The organism is Pseudomonas sp. LY-1, from assembly GCF_053502595.1.
The window spans coordinates 6,578,052-6,597,295 of record NZ_CP094353.1 but is presented as its reverse complement, the minus strand read 5'-3'; the positions used below and the strand labels follow the sequence as shown (position 1 = coordinate 6,597,295).

16 protein-coding genes are annotated in these 19,244 nt (G+C 61.7%); 11 read left to right on the top strand and 5 right to left on the bottom strand.

The features are described from left to right. Nucleotides 1-11 precede the first annotated feature (11 nt). Nucleotides 12-2,237, top strand: coding sequence for a polyphosphate kinase 1 (ppk1, locus tag MOQ67_RS30445; RefSeq protein ID WP_126589666.1), 2,226 nt, complete (start codon nt 12-14; stop codon nt 2,235-2,237). A gap of 131 nt (nt 2,238-2,368) precedes the next feature. On the opposite strand, the gene ppx is transcribed toward ppk1, so the two are convergent. Beyond that, the gene (gene ppx, locus MOQ67_RS30440; protein ID WP_017845141.1) at nt 2,369-3,871 is read right to left on the bottom strand and encodes an exopolyphosphatase; all 1,503 of its coding nucleotides are present in this window, start codon (nt 3,869-3,871) and stop codon (nt 2,369-2,371) included. A gap of 481 nt (nt 3,872-4,352) precedes the next feature. Here ppx and MOQ67_RS30435 point away from each other — a divergent pair, with 481 nt between their 5' ends. From MOQ67_RS30435 to MOQ67_RS30420, 4 genes are all read left to right on the top strand, one after another. Beyond that, nucleotides 4,353-5,012, top strand: a complete 660-nt coding sequence (locus tag MOQ67_RS30435; protein ID WP_046381682.1) for a DUF1120 domain-containing protein — start codon at nt 4,353-4,355, stop codon at nt 5,010-5,012. Nucleotides 5,013-5,118: 106 nt separating this feature from the next. Continuing rightward, nucleotides 5,119-5,835 (top strand): fimbria/pilus chaperone family protein, encoded by a 717-nt coding sequence (locus tag MOQ67_RS30430; protein WP_206614658.1) that lies wholly within the window; start codon nt 5,119-5,121, stop codon nt 5,833-5,835. A gap of 7 nt (nt 5,836-5,842) precedes the next feature. Continuing rightward, nucleotides 5,843-8,344: a fimbria/pilus outer membrane usher protein gene (locus MOQ67_RS30425; RefSeq protein ID WP_185833371.1), complete on the top strand. Its 2,502-nt coding sequence runs from the start codon at nt 5,843-5,845 to the stop codon at nt 8,342-8,344. Beyond that, nucleotides 8,334-8,882, top strand: a complete 549-nt coding sequence (locus MOQ67_RS30420; RefSeq protein ID WP_057003996.1) for a hypothetical protein — start codon at nt 8,334-8,336, stop codon at nt 8,880-8,882. The genes MOQ67_RS30425 and MOQ67_RS30420 overlap by 11 nt, the downstream gene beginning before the upstream one ends. Here the strand turns inward: MOQ67_RS30420 and MOQ67_RS30415 are convergent. The 4 genes from MOQ67_RS30415 to MOQ67_RS30400 are packed head-to-tail and all read right to left on the bottom strand — an operon-like array spanning nt 8,854 to nt 11,700. Continuing rightward, nucleotides 8,854-9,591: an amino acid ABC transporter ATP-binding protein gene (locus MOQ67_RS30415; RefSeq protein WP_017845136.1), complete on the bottom strand. Its 738-nt coding sequence runs from the start codon at nt 9,589-9,591 to the stop codon at nt 8,854-8,856. The genes MOQ67_RS30420 and MOQ67_RS30415 overlap by 29 nt on opposite strands. Next, entirely contained in the window at nt 9,578-10,228 is a 651-nt protein-coding gene (locus MOQ67_RS30410) for an amino acid ABC transporter permease (protein WP_017845135.1), read from the bottom strand. The genes MOQ67_RS30415 and MOQ67_RS30410 overlap by 14 nt, the downstream gene beginning before the upstream one ends. Next, nucleotides 10,225-10,893: an amino acid ABC transporter permease gene (locus tag MOQ67_RS30405; protein ID WP_017845134.1), complete on the bottom strand. Its 669-nt coding sequence runs from the start codon at nt 10,891-10,893 to the stop codon at nt 10,225-10,227. The genes MOQ67_RS30410 and MOQ67_RS30405 overlap by 4 nt, the downstream gene beginning before the upstream one ends. Before the next feature lie 21 nt (nt 10,894-10,914). Further along, nucleotides 10,915-11,700 carry a transporter substrate-binding domain-containing protein gene (locus MOQ67_RS30400; protein WP_046381688.1) on the bottom strand — a complete coding sequence of 262 codons (786 nt, stop codon included), beginning with the start codon at nt 11,698-11,700 and terminating at the stop codon, nt 10,915-10,917. A 255-nt stretch (nt 11,701-11,955) separates the two neighbouring features. Between MOQ67_RS30400 and MOQ67_RS30395 the strand changes: the two genes are divergently transcribed. The 6 genes from MOQ67_RS30395 (at nt 11,956) to MOQ67_RS30370 (ending at nt 19,228) form a co-directional block, all read left to right on the top strand. Further along, nucleotides 11,956-12,651, top strand: a complete 696-nt coding sequence (locus MOQ67_RS30395; protein WP_017845132.1) for a FadR/GntR family transcriptional regulator — start codon at nt 11,956-11,958, stop codon at nt 12,649-12,651. Between the two features lie 121 nt (nt 12,652-12,772). Further along, nucleotides 12,773-13,102 carry a thioredoxin TrxA gene (gene trxA / locus MOQ67_RS30390; RefSeq protein ID WP_017845131.1) on the top strand — a complete coding sequence of 110 codons (330 nt, stop codon included), beginning with the start codon at nt 12,773-12,775 and terminating at the stop codon, nt 13,100-13,102. A gap of 234 nt (nt 13,103-13,336) precedes the next feature. Continuing rightward, on the top strand, nt 13,337-14,596 hold the full coding sequence (gene rho, locus MOQ67_RS30385) for a transcription termination factor Rho (protein ID WP_017845130.1): 1,260 nt from the start codon (nt 13,337-13,339) through the stop codon (nt 14,594-14,596). Between the two features lie 155 nt (nt 14,597-14,751). Then, complete coding sequence (locus tag MOQ67_RS30380; protein WP_126587635.1) at nt 14,752-16,734, top strand: acyltransferase family protein; 1,983 nt, start codon at nt 14,752-14,754, stop codon at nt 16,732-16,734. A gap of 59 nt (nt 16,735-16,793) precedes the next feature. Continuing rightward, nucleotides 16,794-18,260, top strand: coding sequence for a 4-hydroxy-3-polyprenylbenzoate decarboxylase (gene ubiD, locus MOQ67_RS30375; protein WP_046381692.1), 1,467 nt, complete (start codon nt 16,794-16,796; stop codon nt 18,258-18,260). Further along, entirely contained in the window at nt 18,260-19,228 is a 969-nt protein-coding gene (locus tag MOQ67_RS30370) for a CDP-6-deoxy-delta-3,4-glucoseen reductase (protein ID WP_017845123.1), read from the top strand. The genes ubiD and MOQ67_RS30370 overlap by 1 nt, the downstream gene beginning before the upstream one ends. Nucleotides 19,229-19,244: the final 16 nt, after the last annotated feature.

Here is a 19,244-nt window from a genome sequence, read left to right as displayed (position 1 = left end):
AGGAACACTCGATGAATACCGAAGGACTCTCAGAAGTTGCCGTAAAAGACGCCCACCCGGTGGTCGAATCCGTCGCCGAGACCCCGCCGGTGCCGGAGCCGGCGCCGCCGGTGGTGGTCGCCGAAGCGCCGGCCCCGGCGCCAGCGCCTGCCGTGGTGACCAACCTGGATGACAGCAGCCTGTACATCCACCGTGAGTTGTCACAACTGCAATTCAACATCCGCGTGCTGGAACAGGCGCTGGATGAGTCCTACCCGTTGCTGGAACGCCTGAAATTCCTGCTGATTTTCTCCAGCAACCTGGACGAGTTCTTCGAGATCCGCGTCGCCGGCCTCAAGAAGCAGATCACCTTCGCCCGTGAACAGGCCGGCGCCGATGGCCTGCAACCGCATCAAGCCCTGGCGCGCATCAGCGAGCTGGTACACGGGCATGTGGATCGCCAATACGCGATCCTCAACGACATCCTGCTGCCGGAACTGGAAAAACATCAGGTCCGCTTCATCCGTCGCCGTCACTGGACCACCAAGATCAAGACCTGGGTGCGTCGCTACTTCCGCGACGAGATCGCGCCGATCATCACGCCGATCGGTCTCGACCCGACTCACCCGTTCCCGTTGCTGGTCAACAAGAGCCTGAACTTCATCGTTGAGCTTGAAGGTATCGACGCCTTCGGTCGCGATTCCGGCCTGGCGATCATCCCGGCACCGCGTCTGCTGCCACGGATCATCAAGGTACCGGAAGAGGTGGGGGGCGCTGGCGATAACTATGTATTCCTGTCGTCGATGATCCACGCGCACGCCGATGACCTGTTCCAGGGCATGAAGGTCAAGGGCTGCTACCAGTTCCGCCTGACCCGTAACGCCGACCTGGCGCTGGACTCCGAAGACGTCGAAGACTTGGCCCGCGCCCTGCGCGGCGAGCTGTTCTCGCGGCGCTACGGCGATGCGGTGCGTCTGGAAGTGGCCGACACCTGCCCGAAACATCTGTCGGACTACCTGCTCAAGCAGTTCAACCTCGGCGAGAGCGAGCTTTACCAGGTCAACGGCCCGGTCAACTTGACGCGTCTGTTCAGCATCACCGGCCTGGACAGCCACCCGGAGCTGCAATACACGCCGTTCACGCCGCAGATCCCGAAACTGCTGCAAAACAGCGAAAACATTTTCAGCGTGATCAGCAAGCAGGACATCCTGTTGCTGCACCCGTTCGAGTCCTTCACCCCGGTGGTCGACCTGTTGCGCCAGGCCGCCAAGGACCCGCATGTACTCGCCGTGCGCCAGACCCTGTACCGCAGCGGTGCCAACTCGGAGATCGTCGACGCCCTGGTGGACGCTGCGCGTAACGGCAAGGAAGTCACCGCGGTGATCGAACTGCGCGCGCGCTTCGACGAAGAGTCCAACCTGCAACTGGCCAGCCGCCTGCAAGCGGCCGGCGCGGTGGTGATCTACGGTGTGGTCGGGTTCAAGACCCACGCCAAGATGATGCTGATCCTGCGCCGCGAAGCCGGTGAGATCGTGCGTTACGCGCACTTGGGCACCGGCAACTATCACGCCGGTAACGCCAAGCTCTACACCGACTACAGCCTGCTGACCTCCGACGACGCCTTGTGTGAAGACGTCGGCAAGTTGTTCAGCCAGTTGATCGGCATGGGTAAGACGTTGCGCATGAAGAAGCTGCTGCATGCGCCGTTCACCCTGAAGAAGGGCATGCTCGACATGATCGCCCGCGAGACCCAGTTCGCTCTCGACGGCAAACCGGCGCACATCATCGCCAAGTTCAACTCGCTGACCGATCCGAAGATCATCCGCGCGCTGTACAAGGCCAGCCAGTCCGGCGTGCGTATCGACCTGGTGGTACGCGGCATGTGCTGCCTGCGGCCGGGCATTGCCGGGGTCTCGCACAACATCCATGTGCGCTCGATCATCGGGCGGTTCCTGGAGCACACGCGGGTGTTCTACTTCCTCAACGGCGGGGAAGAGCAGATGTACCTCTCCAGCGCCGACTGGATGGAGCGCAACCTCGACAAGCGCGTAGAGACGTGCTTCCCGGTGGAGGGCAAGAAGCTGATCATGCGGGTCAAGAAAGAGCTGGAAAGTTATCTCACCGATAACACCCACAGCTGGAGCCTGCAGTCGGACGGCCGCTACGTGCGCAACACGCCGACCGGCAACCAGAACCCGCGCAGCGCCCAGGCCTCCTTGCTGGAAAGGCTGGGTAGCCCGATTCTCGCAGTGAATTAACCGACCTAATGTGGGAGGGGGCTTGCCCCCGATGGCGATGGTTCAGTCAAAGTACCAAGTGACTGACACACCGCCATCGGGAGCAAGTCGAATCGTCGCACCGCCCCTCCCACATGTATTTTCGGTGTTCTTTAGCGCACGTTCAGGCTGAAGCCCACCCGCGTCAGCCACTCCGCTTCCTGGGCGAAGTCCGCCTGGGTCAGTTGGTTCTCCTCCAGCCAGCCTTCCGGGAACACCACGTCGAGGCTGTCGCCGCTGGCGCGCAGGGTCACCTGGGGCATTTCCTGGGTGCCACGGATGTGGTGGAACAGGATCGCAAAGCGCAGCAGCACGCACAGGCGGATCAGCTTGATGCCTTCGTCACCGAATTCGGCGAACTTGTCCTTGGGGATATTGCGGCGATGGCCGCGTACCAGCAGCGCGAGCATCTGCTGGTCTTCCCGGGAGAAACCAGCCAGGTCGGAGTGCTCGATCAGGTAGGCGCCGTGCTTGTGGTAATGGTAGTGGGCGATATCCAGGCCCACTTCATGCACCTTGGCCGCCCAGCCCAGCAGTTCGCGCCATACACCGTCTTCCAGGTCCCAGTCCGCGGCCACCTGGTCGAAGGCATGCAGGGCTTTGCGTTCCACGCGGGCCGCTTGTTCCAGATCGGCGTGATAGCGCTCCATCAACGAGCTGAGGGTGCGCTCACGCACGTCCTCATGGTGATGACGGCCGAGCAGGTCGTAAAGCACGCCTTCGCGCAGGGCGCCGTCGCAGTGGTCCATGCGTTGCAGTTCGAGGGCGTCGAAGATCGCTTCGAGAATCGCCAGGCCCGCCGGGAAAATCGTGCGGCGGTCGGGCTTGATGCCATCGAAGTCGATTTTTTCGGCATCTCCCAGCTTGAACAGCTTGCGCTTGAGCCACGCCAGGCCTTCGGCGTTGACCTCGCCGGTGCCATGGCCGCCGGCTTTCAAGGCCAGGCCGATGGCGCGGATGGTGCCGGACGAGCCGATCGCTTCATCCCACGACAGGCGATGCAGGGCGTGCTCGATGCTCATGATCTCCAGCCGCGCCGCCGTGTAGGCCTGGGCATAACGCGCCGGGGTGATCTTGCCGTCCTTGAAATAACGCTGGGTATAGCTGACGCAGCCCATCTGCAGGCTTTCGCGCAGCAGCGGCTCGAAGCGCTGGCCAATGATGAATTCGGTGCTGCCGCCGCCGATGTCCGCCACCAGGCGCTTGCCGGGGGTGTCGGCCAGGGTGTGGGACACGCCGAGGTAGATCAGGCGCGCTTCTTCGCGTCCGGAGATGACTTCTACCGGGTGCCCGAGGATCTCCTCGGCGCGGCGGATGAATTCGCCCCGGTTACGGGCTTCGCGCAACGCGTTGGTGCCGACGATTCGCACAGCACCCGGGGGCATGCCGTTGATCAGCTGGGCAAACCGCTTGAGGCAATCGAGCCCGCGCTGCATGGATTCTTCATTGAGCTGGCGCGCGTCGTCGATTCCGGCAGCCAGTTGGACTTTTTCGCCTAGCCGCTCAAGGATGCGGATTTCGCCGTTCTGGGCCTTGGCCACGACCATATGAAAGCTGTTGGAGCCCAGGTCGATGGCGGCGATCAGGGACAGATTCTTGGCTTGGGATTGCGGCATGGTTAGAGGGTCTCGGTCGATAACCTGACCATCGTGCCACGATCGACCGCTGGAGCCAACGCGTAGCGCTCCGGTAATTTTCCTAAGGGTGTCTGCGAGGAATTCTTGTGGGAAATGTAGGGTGGGTTTCTAAATATCCACTGAATGAGGTTTTAGTTTTGTAGGAGTTTTTAACTAGTTGTTGTTGTAAAGCTTTTTATGATTTTCCCTACAGGGTGCTTGTTGATGTTCCATTGGTTTTTTTGTTTAGGACTACCTCGCGGTCGGGTAAAGGCGACTCTTTGTTTTTACGGCTCCCACACTAACTGATGTGTTATCTGATTCTTTAATGAAGTGCCAAAGCGACAGACTGTCACCCGGCAATATTGCCTGGGTGTTATTTATTTATAGTCGTGCAGCTCCGGAGAAATAAGCCGTTTGGCGCTGGACTTGCCAAGAGATAAATAAAGAACGCCTGATAACTTTCAGTGACAGGTCGAATATGAAAAAAATTGTTGGATTGACTCTCGGTCTCGCTTGCCTGGCTGCGGCCATCAGTGCTAACGCATCCACCAGTGCCGAACTGGTCGTCAGGGGCACGATCAAACCCGCTGCCTGCAACCTCAGCATGACTGGCGGCGGCATTATCAATTACGGCGATATTCCTTCGGGCCAACTCTCCCAGACGGCGTTCAACCCGCTTCGGGAAATGACCACGCCCCTGTCCGTCAATTGCGGCACCGGCAGCGCTCCGTTCGGGCTGACATTCACCGACCTGCAGGCCGGCAGCAGGGTAACGGGCATTCTCAGCGCCCTTGGCGCAGGTTATACCGAGGTGCATAACTTCGGCTTGGGTTCGGTCGCTGGCAAAAATACCGGTGGCTATGCGGTTACGCTCAGGGACCTCAGGTCGCCGAGCAAAACGCTGACGGCTATTACACGTGTCGGCGAAGGCGCGGCCTGGCAGAGCAGTGATGGCAAAGTCGCGAAATCGCCTAACCAATCTTCGTGGCGCAGTGGCACTTCGCTCATTCCGGCCGAACTCTCTCAACTGACCGGGACTATTGCAGTACGGGCCGTGATCAACAAAGGCCAAGACTTGAACCTGGCTCGCGACGTTACTCTTGATGGTCGCGCAACGCTTACTTTGGTTTACCTCTAAGCGGCTGAAATACAGCCGGTCAAAGAACGCACGCGTTCTGATCGGCTGTTTTCATGTGGGTGCTTGGCTATCAATTGCCAACTTCATGGTCTGCGGGGAACACTGAGTGCGTAGTCTTTCAGTAATAAATAATCTGCTGTTGTTGTGTGCAAGTGTGTGTCTGTGTTTTACCGGCATGGTATTGGCGGACGGAATGTTGCCGGAAACCTCGGTTGTGGTTCTTTATGAGGAACAGGGCGAGGCCACGATAAATATCAAGAACACCGATTCGGGGCCGGCGCTGCTTCATTCAGTCGTACTGAACGTGCCCGAAGACGTAGAGCCCCTATTGATTGTCACGCCGCCTATTGCGCGTGTGGAACCCGGTGAAACCCAGTTGGTGCGTTTCATCAGCACCTTGGAAGCACCGCTGAAGACCCAGCGCTTGAAGCGTGTGTCCTTCGAGGGTATTCCGCAGGCGCGTGCCGCAGGGGGTGCGACCATCGGTATCACCCTTCGGCAGAATCTGCCGCTGATCCTGCACCCCAAAGGCTTGCCTCAACATCACACGCCCTGGGAGCTGCTGAAGTGGCGGCGGGCAGGAGAGAGGCTCGCTGTTCACAACGACAGTGCTTATGTGGTGCGCCTGGCGCCGGAGGTGCAGTTGCTGCCCCAACGGGTTCTGGCGACGTTGCCGCGTGCTTACATTTTGCCGGGGGAGGCGTTGACGGCGAAGGTTGACGGAACATTGGACGGCTTGGCCGAAGTCGAGATCCAGCCCGCCACGGTCTATGGGTTTTCGGTGGACAGTTACCGCGCCCCGATCAGTACCGATGGGGGTTGAGCGGCTTATGAAAAACCTGTCGAGTAACACGCCTGCGGTTTCCATCCGGTCTCGCCGCCCCACGCTGCTCATCGGGTTTGCGACCCTGTGGAGCTTGCCCGGCCTGGCTCCGGCGCTCGAGTTGGGCGAGGGTTTTGACCTCGCGGCACTGACCACCCACGGTATAGACCCGAAGGTCTCCGACTACTTCCGCAGTGCGGCGCGTTTTCGCGAAGGCGTCCAGGTGGTAGGGCTGCGGGTCAACGGGAACCCGCTCGGGTCAGTCGATGCGCGGTTCGACGCACAGGGGCAATTGTGTTTCACCCCGGGCTTGCTCGAGAAAGCCGGGTTGGTGCAGCCCCGCGCCGTTGTCCGCAAAGGCGCGTCACCGGACCAGGCCTGCCATGACTTCCTGGGCGCCTTCCCGACGACGATGGTTCGGCTCCGGCCCGGCATCGATGAGGTGGCACTGGTGGTGCCGACCCAGTCATTGCGTGAACCCCAGTGGGAGGCCGGGGACTTTGCCCAGGGTGGCGCAGCGGCGATGTTCAACTATGACGTGCTGGGTTTCGACAACCGTTCGCGCAGTGAGTCCAGCCGGTTCGTATCGGCCTACACCGAAGCGGGCTTCAACCTGGGCGACTGGATTGTCCGCAGCCGCCAATTCTATGTGTCCGACAATGGCGATGCGCGCACCGAGCACCTGTACGCCTTCGCCCAGCGGGATCTGGCCGTGCTGCGATCGACGTTCCAGGTGGGTCAGCTCTCCAGCAACAATCCGCTGTTTGGCGGCATCCAGTTGTCCGGTGTGCAGTTTTCCCCCGATGGCCAGTCGCGGGTGCCGGCGGGCGGTAATAATGCGGTGGTCGAGGGGCTGGCCCAGAGTCAGTCGCGGATTGAAGTGCGCCAGTCCGGCGTGCTGATCCATAGCACGCTGGTGCCCGAAGGCCCCTTCCGGCTGACCGGGTTGCCTTTGCTCAATGGCACCAGCGACCTCGAAGTCAGCGTGATCGATGTACGCGGCGCCAAGCGCAGTTTCGTGGTGCCGGCGGCTTCGTTCGCGGGGGCAGCCCCGGCGGCGCCCGGCTATTATTTTTCGCTCGGCAAGGTGCGCGAAAACATCGACGCGCAGGCGCCGTCGCCGGTGGTCGCCATGGGCAGCGGCACCTGGGGTCTGGGGCGTGAATCGTCGGCGGGGTTTGGCTTATTGAGCACCGATGAATACTGGTCGGCAGGCGGCACCCTGAGCAGCGTCTTTTTCCAGCGGGTTGCGGTTGGCGCTCGCCACAATGTGTCCCGGGACGGCCGTAACGCGGTGTCGGGTTCGCGTAGCAGCGTGTCCGCGAGCAGCCCGGTCTACGCCAATATAGACGTCAACTTCAGCGCCACCACCCAGACCCGGGGGTATCGCGAGGTGCTTGAAGCGGGCCGCTCGTTCAAGGCCGACGAGTTGGGTTCGCGCTTCAAGAACCAGTACACGGCGGGCATGAGCTGGGCCGATCCAACCCTGGGCGTGTTCTCCCTGGGTTATTCGCGCAGCGCGCAATTTGACCGGCAAACGGCCGAACATGTGTTTGCTTCGTGGAACAAGTCGTTCAGTCACGTCGATGTTGCTTTGATCGCCGACTCGCAGGTGGGCGGCACGCGGCCGCGGCGTGACGCCAGCGTTGCCGCCGGCCGGCGCGATAGCACGGTGGACAATGATCTGTCGGTACGGTTGCAGATCAGCGTGCCGCTGGGCGGTGATCGTCGTGTGAACAGCTACGTCAGTCGGCGTGGTAACCAGTCCCGCGCCGGTACGGCACTCAGCGAGCGGGTCAATGACTATGTGAATTACGAGGTGGGTGTCGAGCGCGACCTCAGCGCCCGCGAACAAGCGGTTCGCGGCCATGTGGACCTGCTGCCGCGCTACACCCGCGTCGGCCTGGGCGTCAGCCGAGATGCCCAGGGCACCGGTTATACGGGGCAACTGCAAGGCGGCATCGTCGCGCACGAAAACGGCCTGACCTTCTCGCCCTATCCCGTGCAGGACACGTTCGGCATCGTCTCCGTGGGGGATATCGGCTCCGCGAAAGTCGAAACCCCCCAGGGGCCGGTGTGGACCGACTTCACCGGGCAGGCCGTGATTGCCGGCTTGCCCGCGTATGCCAACAGCCGCGTCGAAGTGCAGACGCAGTCGTTGCCCAGGCGGGTTGACCTGAAGAACGGCACCCAGGTGCTCGCCGCCGGTCGCGGGTCCTTCAATACCGTCGCGTTCGATGTGGTGACAGTGCGCCGCGTGTTGCTCACCGCCAGCGATCAGCACGGTCAGCCGTTGCCCCAGGGCGCGTCGGTGTTCGGCCAGGATGGCCGCTTCCTCACCAGCGTGGTGGGCGAGGGCATGATTTTCCTGAATGACGTCAATGAGTCGCAAAGCCTGCGGGTTTCGTTGCCGGACTCTTCCACCTGCCAACTGAGCCTTGACCCCGGAACCCAGCCTGACCATGACAAGTTCTATGAGACCACGACGGCGGTGTGCCATGGCCGCTAAGTGGAGAAGCGCGGGCGTCGTCCTGTTCTGCGCGCTGTTGATGGCCCAGGGCGTGCGCGCTGAAAACTGCCGGTTGTCCGTGAGCCAGCCGCGCCTCGACTATGGCGTCATTCGCAGGGAGGCCGTCGTCCAAAGCACCTCCGTGGCCCTCGGCACCCGCACGCTGCACCTGAACGTTGTGTGTACGCAGCCTTCGATGATTGCGTTGCGCTTCATCGGTGCGGCGGATGGGCAAGGTTTCCGGTTTGACCGCCAGGGGCGTATGCGCCTGAGTCTCAAGCATGCCCAGGTCGATGGGCGCGCCGTCGAGTGGGGGGTGGCGCACTTGCCCGGTGAAACCGTCAGCGGGGCGTTGTTGCCGGGCCAGGTCCTGGTGGCACGCGCAGCAGGTCAAGCGCTGGTCGGCCAGCGCCTGACGGCCCAGGTCGATGTCGATATCGACCTGCCTTCCGATGCCCTGCAGGTCCGTGATGAAACGCGGCTGGAGGGGCGGGGCACCTTCGAGCTGGTCAGCCCGGCTGCCCCACCGAGCCGATGAAGTTGGCCAGTTCGGGGGTGCGGGGGTTGGCGAACAGCGCCTGGGGCGGGCCCACTTCATGCACCTTGCCCTGGTGCATGAACACCAGTTTGTCCCCGACTTCGCGGGCGAAACGCATTTCGTGGGTCACCATGATCAGGGTCATGCCGTCCTTGGCCAGTTGGCGCACCACGCTAAGCACTTCATTGACCAGTTCCGGGTCCAGCGCCGAGGTGATCTCGTCGCACAGCAGCACCTTGGGCGACATGGCCAGGGCGCGGGCTATCGCGACGCGTTGTTGCTGGCCACCGGACAGGCGATCAGGGAAGGCGTCGAACTTCTCGCCCAGGCCGACCCGTTCCAGCATCTGCCGCGCCAACTGGGCGGCCTTGGCCTTGGGCACTTTCTGCACCACCTGCGGCGCGAGCATGACGTTTTCGCCCACCGTCAGGTGCGGGAACAGGTTGAACTGCTGGAACACCATGCCGACTTTCTGCCGCAGGCTGCGCAGGTCGGCGCGGGCGGCGTCGAGGTATTCGCCGTCGACTTCGATCACGCCGTCGTTGATCGACTCCAGGCCATTGAGGGTGCGCAGCAAGGTCGACTTGCCCGAGCCGCTGCGGCCGATGATCGCGACGACCTGGCCTTCTTCAACGGTCAAGTCGATGCCCTTGAGCACATGGTGATCGCCGTAATACTTATGCAGGGCGGAAATTCTAAGCAGAGGCATGCAGTCTCCTTTCCAGGTAGCGCGCACTGAGGGACAAGGGGTAGCAGAGCAGGAAGTAACCGAGGGCCACTAGGCCGTAGACCATAAAGGGCTCGAACGTGGCGTTGGCGAGCATGCCGCCGGTCTTGGTCAGTTCGGTGAAGCCGATGATCGAGGTCACCGCGGTGCCTTTGACCACTTGCACCGAGAACCCCACGGTAGGCGCCACGGCAATCCGCAGGGCCTGGGGCAGGATCACGTAGCGCAGCTGTTCCAGCGGGCTCAGGGCCAGGCTGGCCGAGGCTTCCCACTGCCCGTGGGCGATGGAGTCGACGCAGCCGCGCCAGATCTCGGCGAGGTAGGCGCTGGTAAACAAGGTCAAGGCAATCGCCGCCGCCAGCCAGGGCGAGATATCCACCCCTAGCAGGGCGACGCCGAAAAACACCAGGAACAGCTGCATCAACAGCGGCGTGCCCTGGAACAGTTCGATATAGGTGCGGGCGACATTGCGCGGGAAGGCTTTGCGGCTGATACGCATCGTCATCACCAGCAGGCCGATCAGGCCACCGCCCACAAACGCCACCAGCGACAGCAACAGTGTCCATTGCAGGCCGATGAGCAGGTTGCGCACGATGTCCCAGAAGGAAAAATCACTCATCGGCTGTTCCTCATCACAAACCGGCGGCCGATCCAGTTGAGCAACTGGCGAATCATCAACGCCATGCACAGGTACACCAGGGTGGTCAGGGCATAGGTCTCAAAGGCGCGGAAGTTGCGCGACTGGATGAAGTTGGCGGCAAAACTCAGCTCTTCGGTGGCGATCTGCGAACACACCGCCGAGCCGAGCATCACAATGATGATCTGGCTGCTCAGGGCCGGCCACACCTTGCCCAGTGCCGGCAGCAGCACCACGTGGCGGAACGCCTCGAAGCGCGTCATCGCCAGGGCGGCAGCAGCCTCCAGCTGACCACCGGGGATCGCCTGGATGCCGGCGCGGATGATCTCGGTGGAATAGGCGCCCAGGTTGATCACCATCGCCAATACCGCCGCTTGCCACTCGGTGATTTTCAGCCCCAGGGAGGGCAGGCCGAAGAAGATGAAAAACAACTGCACCAGAAATGGCGTGTTGCGGATCAACTCGACATACACCCCGAAGAACCAGGCGAACGGCTGGATTTTCCACGCCCGCACTACTGCGCCGACGGTGCCCAGGGCCACCCCCAGGATTGCGCCGATCGCGGTCAGTTCAAGGGTGAACAGGGCGCCGCGCAACAGCAGGTCGGTATTGGCCAGCACCGGCACAAAGTCGAATTGATAGGCCATGAATCAGCTCCGTCGCGGGCTTCAGAGATCAGCAGGCAGAGGTTCTTTCAGCCACTGCATCGCATTTTTTTCCAGGCTGCCGTCAGCCTTGGCCGCCACCAGGATCTGGTTGACCTTCTCCAGCAGCGCCGGCTCGTTCTTGTTCACGCCCACGTACACCGGCGAATCCTTGAGCTTCACTTTCAGCGCCGGTACGCGTTTCGGGCTGCGCTCGCTGATCGCAACCATCACCACGTTGCCGCTGGCGATCAGGTCGACCTGGCCGGCCAGGTAGGCGGCGATGGTCGAATTGTTGTCTTCGAAGCGCTTGATCGTGGCTTCCTTGGGCGCGACGGCCGTCAGCTCGATGTCTTCGATGGCGCCACGGGTCACGCTGATGGTCTTGCCCTTGAGGTCGTCGGTGCTGCTGATGGCGGCGTCAGGCGGGCCGAACACGGCCAGGTAGAACGGCGCGTAGGCCTTGGAGAAGTCGATGACCTTTTCTCGCTCGGGGTTCTTGCCCAGGCTGGAAATCACCAGGTCGACCTTGCCGGTCGTGAGGAACGGGATGCGGTTGGTGCTGTTGACCGGGGTCAGCTCCAGTTTGACCTTGAGCTGGTCGGCCAGCAGCTTGGCGGTGTCGATGTCCAGGCCGCGTGGTTTCATGTCGGGGCCGACCGAGCCGAACGGCGGGAAGTCCTGGGGCACGGCGACCTTCAAGGTGCCGCGGGCAACGATATCGTCCAGACCGTTGGCCTGGGCGGGTGCCTGGCTCAGCATCAGGCTGGCAAACAGGGCGGTGAGCAGGGCGCTGTAGCGCTTGGTCATGGGAACTCTCCGAGAAGGGCGAAGGGGCATTCTGTTTTTGCCCAGTGCACAGCCCATGCCATCCCGGCTCGGTTCGTCTGCAAGGCCGGGATTTGTTGAACTTCGGTGGTCTTACTGGTCTGAACAGTGAGCGCGGCTTTCGCACCTTTTTCGAGCGCCGCCCAAAGCGCGCGAGCCCCTTTGGGGCGTGGCTTGCCGCCGGGCACGAATAGCTTTACAACTAGCCGCTCAGTTGTCTGGAACCTTGAGTTTTTTATGAATTCCATCGCCCAAGCGGTACCGGAAGCGGCCTTGCAGGCCATCCGCAAACTGATCAAGGAGCAAGGCTTCGGGCCGGGCGACGCACTGCCGTCCCAGCGCGACCTGGCGCTGCAGTTGGGCGTGAGCCGGGCGTCATTGCGCGAAGCGTTGTCGTCCCTGAGTGCCTTGGGGGTGGTCAGCGTGCAGCCGGGCAAAGGCGTGTTCGTGCAAGAGGCACAGGAGCCACCGGGGTTTGCGTGGCCCTTCGCGGCCCAGGCGACGCCGCTGGATATCTTCCAGTTGCGCTATGCCCTGGAAGGGTTTGCGGCAGGGTTGGCGGCCGTCACGCTGACCATTGATGAACTGGATAGCCTGGAAGAGAATGTCGAAGCCATGCGCAAGGTGCTCAAGGCCGGCGACTTCGAAGCGGCCGCGCGGCTGGACTTCGAATTCCACCAGCGCATCCTCCTCGCCAGCGGCAATCAGGCGATGGTCAGCATCCTGAGTGCCAGCGCCGAGGTGTTCCTGGAGAGTCAGAAGCTACCGTTCATCCGGCCGGAGCGGGCCATGGAAACCTGGCAGGAGCACCGCAGAGTCTTGCGCGCCCTGGCCCGGCGCGCGAGCGCGGCGGCGCAGAAAACCATGCAGGAACATGTACGTAATGCGGCGTTGCGCACCGGGATTGCTTTCGTGACTCCCGTAGCGCCGTGAGCGAGGCGATACCCAAACTCATGCGCCACCATAGCAAGACTCAATCAGAGGCGGCTTCCTGAACGAGGGAAGGGCAGCTATGATGGGCCACGTTTTTTTTGCTTACAATCCGGAGACATCCATGAGCAACGATCTTATCAAGCACGTCACCGACGCGACCTTTGAGGCCGAAGTACTCAAGGCTGCTGGCCCGGTGCTGGTTGACTACTGGGCTGAATGGTGTGGCCCTTGCAAAATGATCGCTCCGGTTCTGGACGACATTGCAACCGAGTACAACGGCAAATTGACCATTGCCAAGCTGAACATCGACGAAAACCAGGAAACCCCGGCCAAGCATGGCGTGCGTGGTATTCCGACCCTGATGCTGTTCAAGGACGGCGAAGTCGCAGCGACCAAAGTGGGCGCGCTGTCGAAGTCCCAACTGGCTGCATTCATCGACGTGAACATCTAAGCGCCGTCAAAAAAGCCCCGCAAATTGCGGGGCTTTTTCGTGAAACAGGGCTAGACGCTCCGAAACTCAGGTGGTACATTCGGCCCCGCACTGGTTTCTCCACTGCCCCCTGCAAGCCGTCGCCGACGCATTCCTTTTCGATTAGTACGCGATCCTGTCGCCTTCTCTGCGGCGCGGCCTCATTAAGCCAAAAGCTTAATTTCCCCCCTCCATAAATGATTACGTCATTCCTATATGAATCTGACTGAACTCAAGCAAAAGCCGATTACCGAACTGCTCGAATTGGCCGAACAGATGGGCATAGAAAATATGGCCCGTTCGCGCAAGCAGGACGTGATTTTCTCCTTGCTCAAAAAGCACGCGAAAAGCGGCGAGGAAATCTCCGGTGATGGCGTGCTGGAGATTCTCCAGGACGGCTTCGGCTTCCTCCGCTCTGCAGACGCTTCCTATCTCGCCGGTCCAGACGATATCTACGTCTCGCCGAGCCAGATCCGCCGCTTCAACTTGCGCACCGGTGACACCATCGTTGGCAAGATCCGTCCGCCGAAGGAAGGCGAGCGTTATTTCGCCCTGCTCAAGGTCGACACGATCAACTTCGATCGTCCAGAGAACGCGAAAAACAAGATTCTCTTCGAGAACCTGACCCCGCTGTTCCCGACCGTGCGAATGAAGATGGAAGCCGGCAACGGTTCCACCGAAGACTTGACCGGTCGTGTGATCGACCTGTGCGCCCCGATCGGCAAGGGCCAGCGCGGCCTGATCGTCGCACCGCCGAAAGCCGGTAAGACCATCATGCTGCAGAACATTGCAGCGAACATCGCGCGTAACAACCCTGAAGTTCACCTGATCGTGCTGCTGATCGATGAACGTCCGGAAGAAGTGACCGAAATGCAGCGTACCGTGCGCGGCGAAGTGGTTGCCTCGACGTTCGATGAGCCGCCAACCCGCCACGTGCAGGTTGCCGAAATGGTGATCGAGAAGGCCAAGCGCCTGGTCGAACACAAGAAAGACGTGGTGATCCTGCTCGACTCCATCACCCGTCTGGCCCGTGCCTACAACACCGTGATCCCGAGCTCCGGCAAGGTATTGACCGGTGGTGTCGATGCCCACGCCCTGGAGAAACCGAAACGTTTCTTCGGCGCCGCGCGGAATATCGAAGAAGGCGGCTCGCTGACCATCATCGCCACCGCGCTGGTTGAAACCGGCTCGAAGATGGATGAAGTGATCTACGAAGAGTTCAAGGGTACCGGCAACATGGAACTGCCCCTGGACCGTCGTATCGCTGAAAAGCGTGTGTTCCCGGCGATCAACATCAACCGCTCCGGCACCCGCCGTGAAGAGCTGCTGACAGCCGACGACGAACTGCAGCGCATGTGGATTCTGCGCAAGCTGCTGCACCCGATGGATGAAGTCGCGGCCATCGAGTTCCTGATCGACAAGCTGAAAACCACCAAGACCAACGACGAGTTCTTCCTGTCGATGAAGCGTAAGTAACACGACGTTTCAGGTCCAAAAAAATGGCGTCCTTCGGGGCGCCATTTTTTTTGTATCTAGAAAGGGAGGTTTGAGCGCTTAAAGTGTCAGTTAAGAAACAAAAGGATGAGCGAGGCTACGCTCGTTCCCATTCGTTTCTGGCTGACTCTGGATTTATGACCATTCTTGCTTACCGAAGAGACATTGATGGCTTGCGTGCTGTCGCTGTCCTCGCAGTCGTGCTGTTCCACTTTGGCGTTCCGGGTGTTACTGGCGGCTTTGTCGGTGTCGATGTGTTCTTCGTGATTTCCGGCTTCCTGATTACCTCGATCATCTGGCGCGAACGCCAGGCCGGGCGTTTCAGTTTCGTGGGCTTCTGGGCGCGCCGTGCCCGGCGTATCTTGCCGGCGTTGTTCGTGATGATGGCCGCGACACTGGCCGTGGGCTGGTTTTTGCTGGCGCCCAAGGACTATGAAGAGCTGGGGCGGTCGGCGCACTACCAGGTGACCTTTACCTCCAACCTGCTGTTTGCACGCCAGCACGGTTATTTCGATGCATCCTCCGACATCAAGCCCTTGTTGCACACCTGGTCGCTGGCGGTGGAGGAGCAGTTCTACATCTTCTTCCCGCTGTTGCTGGCCCTGCTTTCAAGCCGCTTGAAACACTGGCGCCTGGCGTTGTTCGCGGTGCTGCTGGTGTCGTTTGGCATGAGTGTCTGGGCGGTTTCCCATCAGCCGCAGAAAGCCTTCTACCTGCTGCATCTGCGTGCCTGGGAATTGCTGGCCGGCGCCATGCTGGCGGTGATGCCGAAGGTTGAGTGGCGCGCCTCGCCGCCCCTGGCGCAAGCGGTCAGCCTGGCTTCCCTGGCATTGATCCTGACCGCCATATTCGGTTTCGACCGGCATACACCGTTCCCTGGCGCGGCCGCTTTGCTGCCGGTGCTGGGCGTGGTCGGGTTGATTTGGGCCAATGGGCAGCAAGCCACCTGGGTCGGGCAGCTGCTGAGTTCGCGGCTGATGGTGGGGCTGGGGCTTATCTCCTATTCCTGGTATCTGTGGCATTGGCCGGTGTTCGTGTACGCCAACTACGCAGCGGTTGATGGCTTGAGCGCGGCGGAATTGGGCGGGTTGATGCTGCTGAGCCTGGTGCTGGGTTATTTGTCCTGGCGCTTCGTGGAGGCGCCATTCCGGGAAAAACGTCTGCTGGCCGGACGCAAGGCGATCCTGGCTGGCGCCGCGGCCGGCATTTTGTGCCTCGGCCTTACTGGCCTGGCATTGCGGGAAGCCGATGGCGTGCCGTGGCGCCTGTCCGAGCAGGCATTGCGTTATGCCCAGGCGAAGAAGTGGAGCCCGGAGCTGACGGCCTGCCTGGCGGACAAGAATACTGCAGATAAGCGGTCGTTCTGCCACTTCGGTCCGCAAGGCCTCTCGGTGTCAGCGTTGGTCTGGGGCGACAGCCACGCCACGGCGTTGATTCCAGCGCTTGAGGACGCGGCCAATCGGCACGATATCAGTCTGGTCCAGGCCAGTTTTGCCGGGTGTGTGCCGTTGGACGGTCTGGAGAACATCACCCCGTGCGCGCATTTCAACCAGCGCGTCGAGAAGGCCCTGGCCGAACAGTCGTTCAGCGATGTCGTGCTGGCGGCGCGCTGGAGCCTGTACCTCTATGGGCAGATGTCGGGTGACAAGGAACATGCGCTAAAAGACCTGGGCACCGGCAAGTACGTGCGTGCCGTGGCCGAGCAGCGCTTCGAGCAGGGCTTGCGTGAACGCATCCAGGGGCTGCGCGCCGCCGGGCATCGCGTGTGGCTGGTCAAGGAAGTGCCGTTGCAGGAAATCATCGTGCCGTACCGCCTCAGTCGCCTGGCCATGATGCACCGGCCGGTGGACGGCGAAGGGCTCCCCGTGGCGGAGCACGAGAAGCGCCAGGCCTTTATCACTCGGCTGTTTGACGAACTGGCCGCCGCCGACAGTGGCGTCACCGTGCTGGACCCCGCGCCCCTGCTGTGTGGCGCCGACGGCCTGTGCCGGGTCGAGCTCGACGGCCGCGCGCTGTACACCGACGATAACCACCTCTCCGACGTCGGCGCGCGACATGTCCAGGCGTTCCTGGAACCGCTGTTCCGTTCGCTGCAATCACGGGGGCTGACGGCCAATTAAGCTGCCAGCCGTCCTCAGAGCAGGTAGGATGTACGCCTATTTTACGGGTGGCATGGTTAATGAAATTCAAGGATCTTCGGGATTTCGTGCAGCAACTTGAGCAGCGCGGAGAGTTGAAACGCATCCACGTGCCGGTTTCGCCGGTGCTGGAAATGACTGAGATTTGCGACCGTACCCTGCGCAACAAGGGCCCGGCGCTGCTGTTCGAGAACCCGACCGGTTTTGATATCCCGGTGCTCGGCAACCTGTTCGGCACCCCCGATCGCGTGGCCTTTGGCATGGGCGCCGAGTCAGTCAGCGAATTGCGCGAGATCGGCAAGTTGCTGGCGTTCCTCAAGGAGCCCGAGCCACCCAAGGGCTTGAAGGACGCCTGGTCGAAGCTGCCGATCTTCCGCAAGATCATTGCCATGGCGCCCAAGGTGGTCAAGGACGCGGTGTGCCAGGAAGTGGTCATCGAAGGCGATGACGTCGACCTGGGCATGCTGCCGGTGCAGACCTGCTGGCCCGGCGATGTCGGCCCGCTGATCACCTGGGGCCTGACCGTCACCAAGGGCCCGAACAAGGATCGCCAGAACCTCGGCATCTACCGTCAGCAAGTGATCGGCCGCAACAAGGTGATCATGCGTTGGCTGAGCCACCGCGGCGGCGCGCTGGACTTCCGTGAATGGTGCGAAAAACACCCCGGCAAGCCGTTCCCGGTCTCCGTGGCCCTGGGCGCCGACCCGGCCACCATCCTCGGCGCCGTGACCCCGGTGCCGGACAGCCTGTCCGAATACGCCTTCGCCGGCCTGCTGCGCGGCAACCGCACCGAGCTGGTGAAGTGCCGTGGCAACGACCTGCAAGTGCCGGCCACCGCGGAAATCATCCTCGAAGGCGTGATCCACCCCGGCGAAATGGCCGACGAAGGCCCCTACGGCGACCACACCGGCTACTACAACGAAGTCGACAGCTTCCCGGTGTTCACCGTCGAGCGCATCACTCATCGGATCAAGCCGATCTACCACAGCACCTACACCGGCCGTCCGCCGGATGAGCCGGCGATTCTCGGTGTGGCGCTGAACGAAGTGTTCGTGCCGATCCTGCAGAAGCAGTTCCCGGAAATCACCGACTTCTACCTGCCGCCGGAAGGCTGTTCGTACCGCATGGCCATCGTGACCATGAAGAAGTCGTACCCAGGCCATGCCAAGCGGGTCATGCTCGGCGTGTGGTCGTTTTTGCGACAGTTCATGTACACCAAGTTCGTTATCGTCACCGACGACGACATCAACGCCCGCGACTGGAACGACGTGATCTGGGCCATCACCACGCGCATGGACCCCAAGCGCGACACGGTGATGATCGACAACACGCCGATCGACTACCTCGATTTCGCCTCGCCGGTCTCGGGCCTGGGCTCGAAGATGGGCTTGGATGCCACGCACAAATGGCCGGGTGAGACCACCCGCGAGTGGGGCAGGGTGATCGTCAAGGACGAAGCCGTGACGGCGCGTGTCGATGCGATCTGGAAAGAGTTGGGAATAGATTGATGCGTGTGACCCTGCAACCTTCCGGCGCCGTATTGGAGCTGGTCCCCGGTGAGCGAATTCTCGAAGGTGCGCGCCGCCTGGGCTACGAATGCCCGCAAGCCTGTCGCAATGGCGTGTGCCACGTGTGCGCGGCGCTGTTGGTGGACGGCCGGGTGCGGCAGTCCGGTGAAATACGCGACCACGGGGAGTTCTACACCTGCATCGCCGAGCCGCTGGAGGATTGTGTGGTGTTGTGGGATGGCGTGCTGGCGCCGGGAGAGTTGCCGTTGCGCAAGTTGTCGTGCCAAGTGAGTGAATGCGTGCAAGTCGGTGGCGATGTATGGCGCGTGCGCTTGCTCGCCCCGGCCGGCAAGGCCGTGCGTTACCACGCCGGGCAATACCTGATGATTGAACGGGATAACGGCGAGAAGTCGGCGTTTTCCCTGGCTTCGGCGCCCCACGCCGGACGCGAACTGGAACTGCACGTGCTGGCCCGCGAGGACAGCGCGCGCAATCTGATCGAGCAATTGCAGCGCAACCGGATGGCCCGCATCGAGCTGCCGTTTGGCGATACCCACCTGGCCGAGTTGCCCGATGGGCCGTTGGTGCTGATCGCTGCGGGCACCGGCATGGCGCAGATGCACAGCCTGATCGAGCACTGCCGCGCCACCGGCTTCAAACACCCGGTGCATCTGTATTGGGGCGTGCGGCGTCCGGAAGATTTCTACGAGATCGAGCATTGGGATCAATGGCTGCAACTGCCCAACCTGTTCCTGCACAAAGTGGTCAGTGACCTGTGCGGTTGGGAAGGACGCTGTGGGCTGTTGCATGAAGCGGTGTGCGAAGACATCCACGACCTCAAAGGCGTGCATGTCTACGCCAGCGGTTCACCGGCGATGATCTACGGCACATTGGATGCGCTGGTGGCTGCGGGCATGGATGCACACCAGATGCGCGCCGACGTATTCGCCTACGCCCCGCGGCCCTGAAACCTGCGCCGGCTCT

What these genes read in the sequence shown, in the direction of transcription:
- ubiD (WP_046381692.1), top strand. Translation starts at nt 16,794, where the DNA reads ATGAAATTCAAGGATCTTCGGGATTTCGTGCAGCAACTTGAGCAGCGC.
- MOQ67_RS30420 (WP_057003996.1), top strand. Translation starts at nt 8,334, where the DNA reads ATGGCCGCTAAGTGGAGAAGCGCGGGCGTCGTCCTGTTCTGCGCGCTG.
- MOQ67_RS30380 (WP_126587635.1), top strand. Translation starts at nt 14,752, where the DNA reads ATGACCATTCTTGCTTACCGAAGAGACATTGATGGCTTGCGTGCTGTC.
- MOQ67_RS30425 (WP_185833371.1), top strand. Translation starts at nt 5,843, where the DNA reads ATGAAAAACCTGTCGAGTAACACGCCTGCGGTTTCCATCCGGTCTCGC.
- ppk1 (WP_126589666.1), top strand. Translation starts at nt 12, where the DNA reads ATGAATACCGAAGGACTCTCAGAAGTTGCCGTAAAAGACGCCCACCCG.
- MOQ67_RS30410 (WP_017845135.1), bottom strand. Translation starts at nt 10,228, where the DNA reads ATGAGTGATTTTTCCTTCTGGGACATCGTGCGCAACCTGCTCATCGGC.
- rho (WP_017845130.1), top strand. Translation starts at nt 13,337, where the DNA reads ATGAATCTGACTGAACTCAAGCAAAAGCCGATTACCGAACTGCTCGAA.
- MOQ67_RS30370 (WP_017845123.1), top strand. Translation starts at nt 18,260, where the DNA reads ATGCGTGTGACCCTGCAACCTTCCGGCGCCGTATTGGAGCTGGTCCCC.
- MOQ67_RS30405 (WP_017845134.1), bottom strand. Translation starts at nt 10,893, where the DNA reads ATGGCCTATCAATTCGACTTTGTGCCGGTGCTGGCCAATACCGACCTG.
- MOQ67_RS30395 (WP_017845132.1), top strand. Translation starts at nt 11,956, where the DNA reads ATGAATTCCATCGCCCAAGCGGTACCGGAAGCGGCCTTGCAGGCCATC.
- MOQ67_RS30415 (WP_017845136.1), bottom strand. Translation starts at nt 9,591, where the DNA reads ATGCCTCTGCTTAGAATTTCCGCCCTGCATAAGTATTACGGCGATCAC.
- MOQ67_RS30400 (WP_046381688.1), bottom strand. Translation starts at nt 11,700, where the DNA reads ATGACCAAGCGCTACAGCGCCCTGCTCACCGCCCTGTTTGCCAGCCTG.
- trxA (WP_017845131.1), top strand. Translation starts at nt 12,773, where the DNA reads ATGAGCAACGATCTTATCAAGCACGTCACCGACGCGACCTTTGAGGCC.
- ppx (WP_017845141.1), bottom strand. Translation starts at nt 3,871, where the DNA reads ATGCCGCAATCCCAAGCCAAGAATCTGTCCCTGATCGCCGCCATCGAC.
- MOQ67_RS30435 (WP_046381682.1), top strand. Translation starts at nt 4,353, where the DNA reads ATGAAAAAAATTGTTGGATTGACTCTCGGTCTCGCTTGCCTGGCTGCG.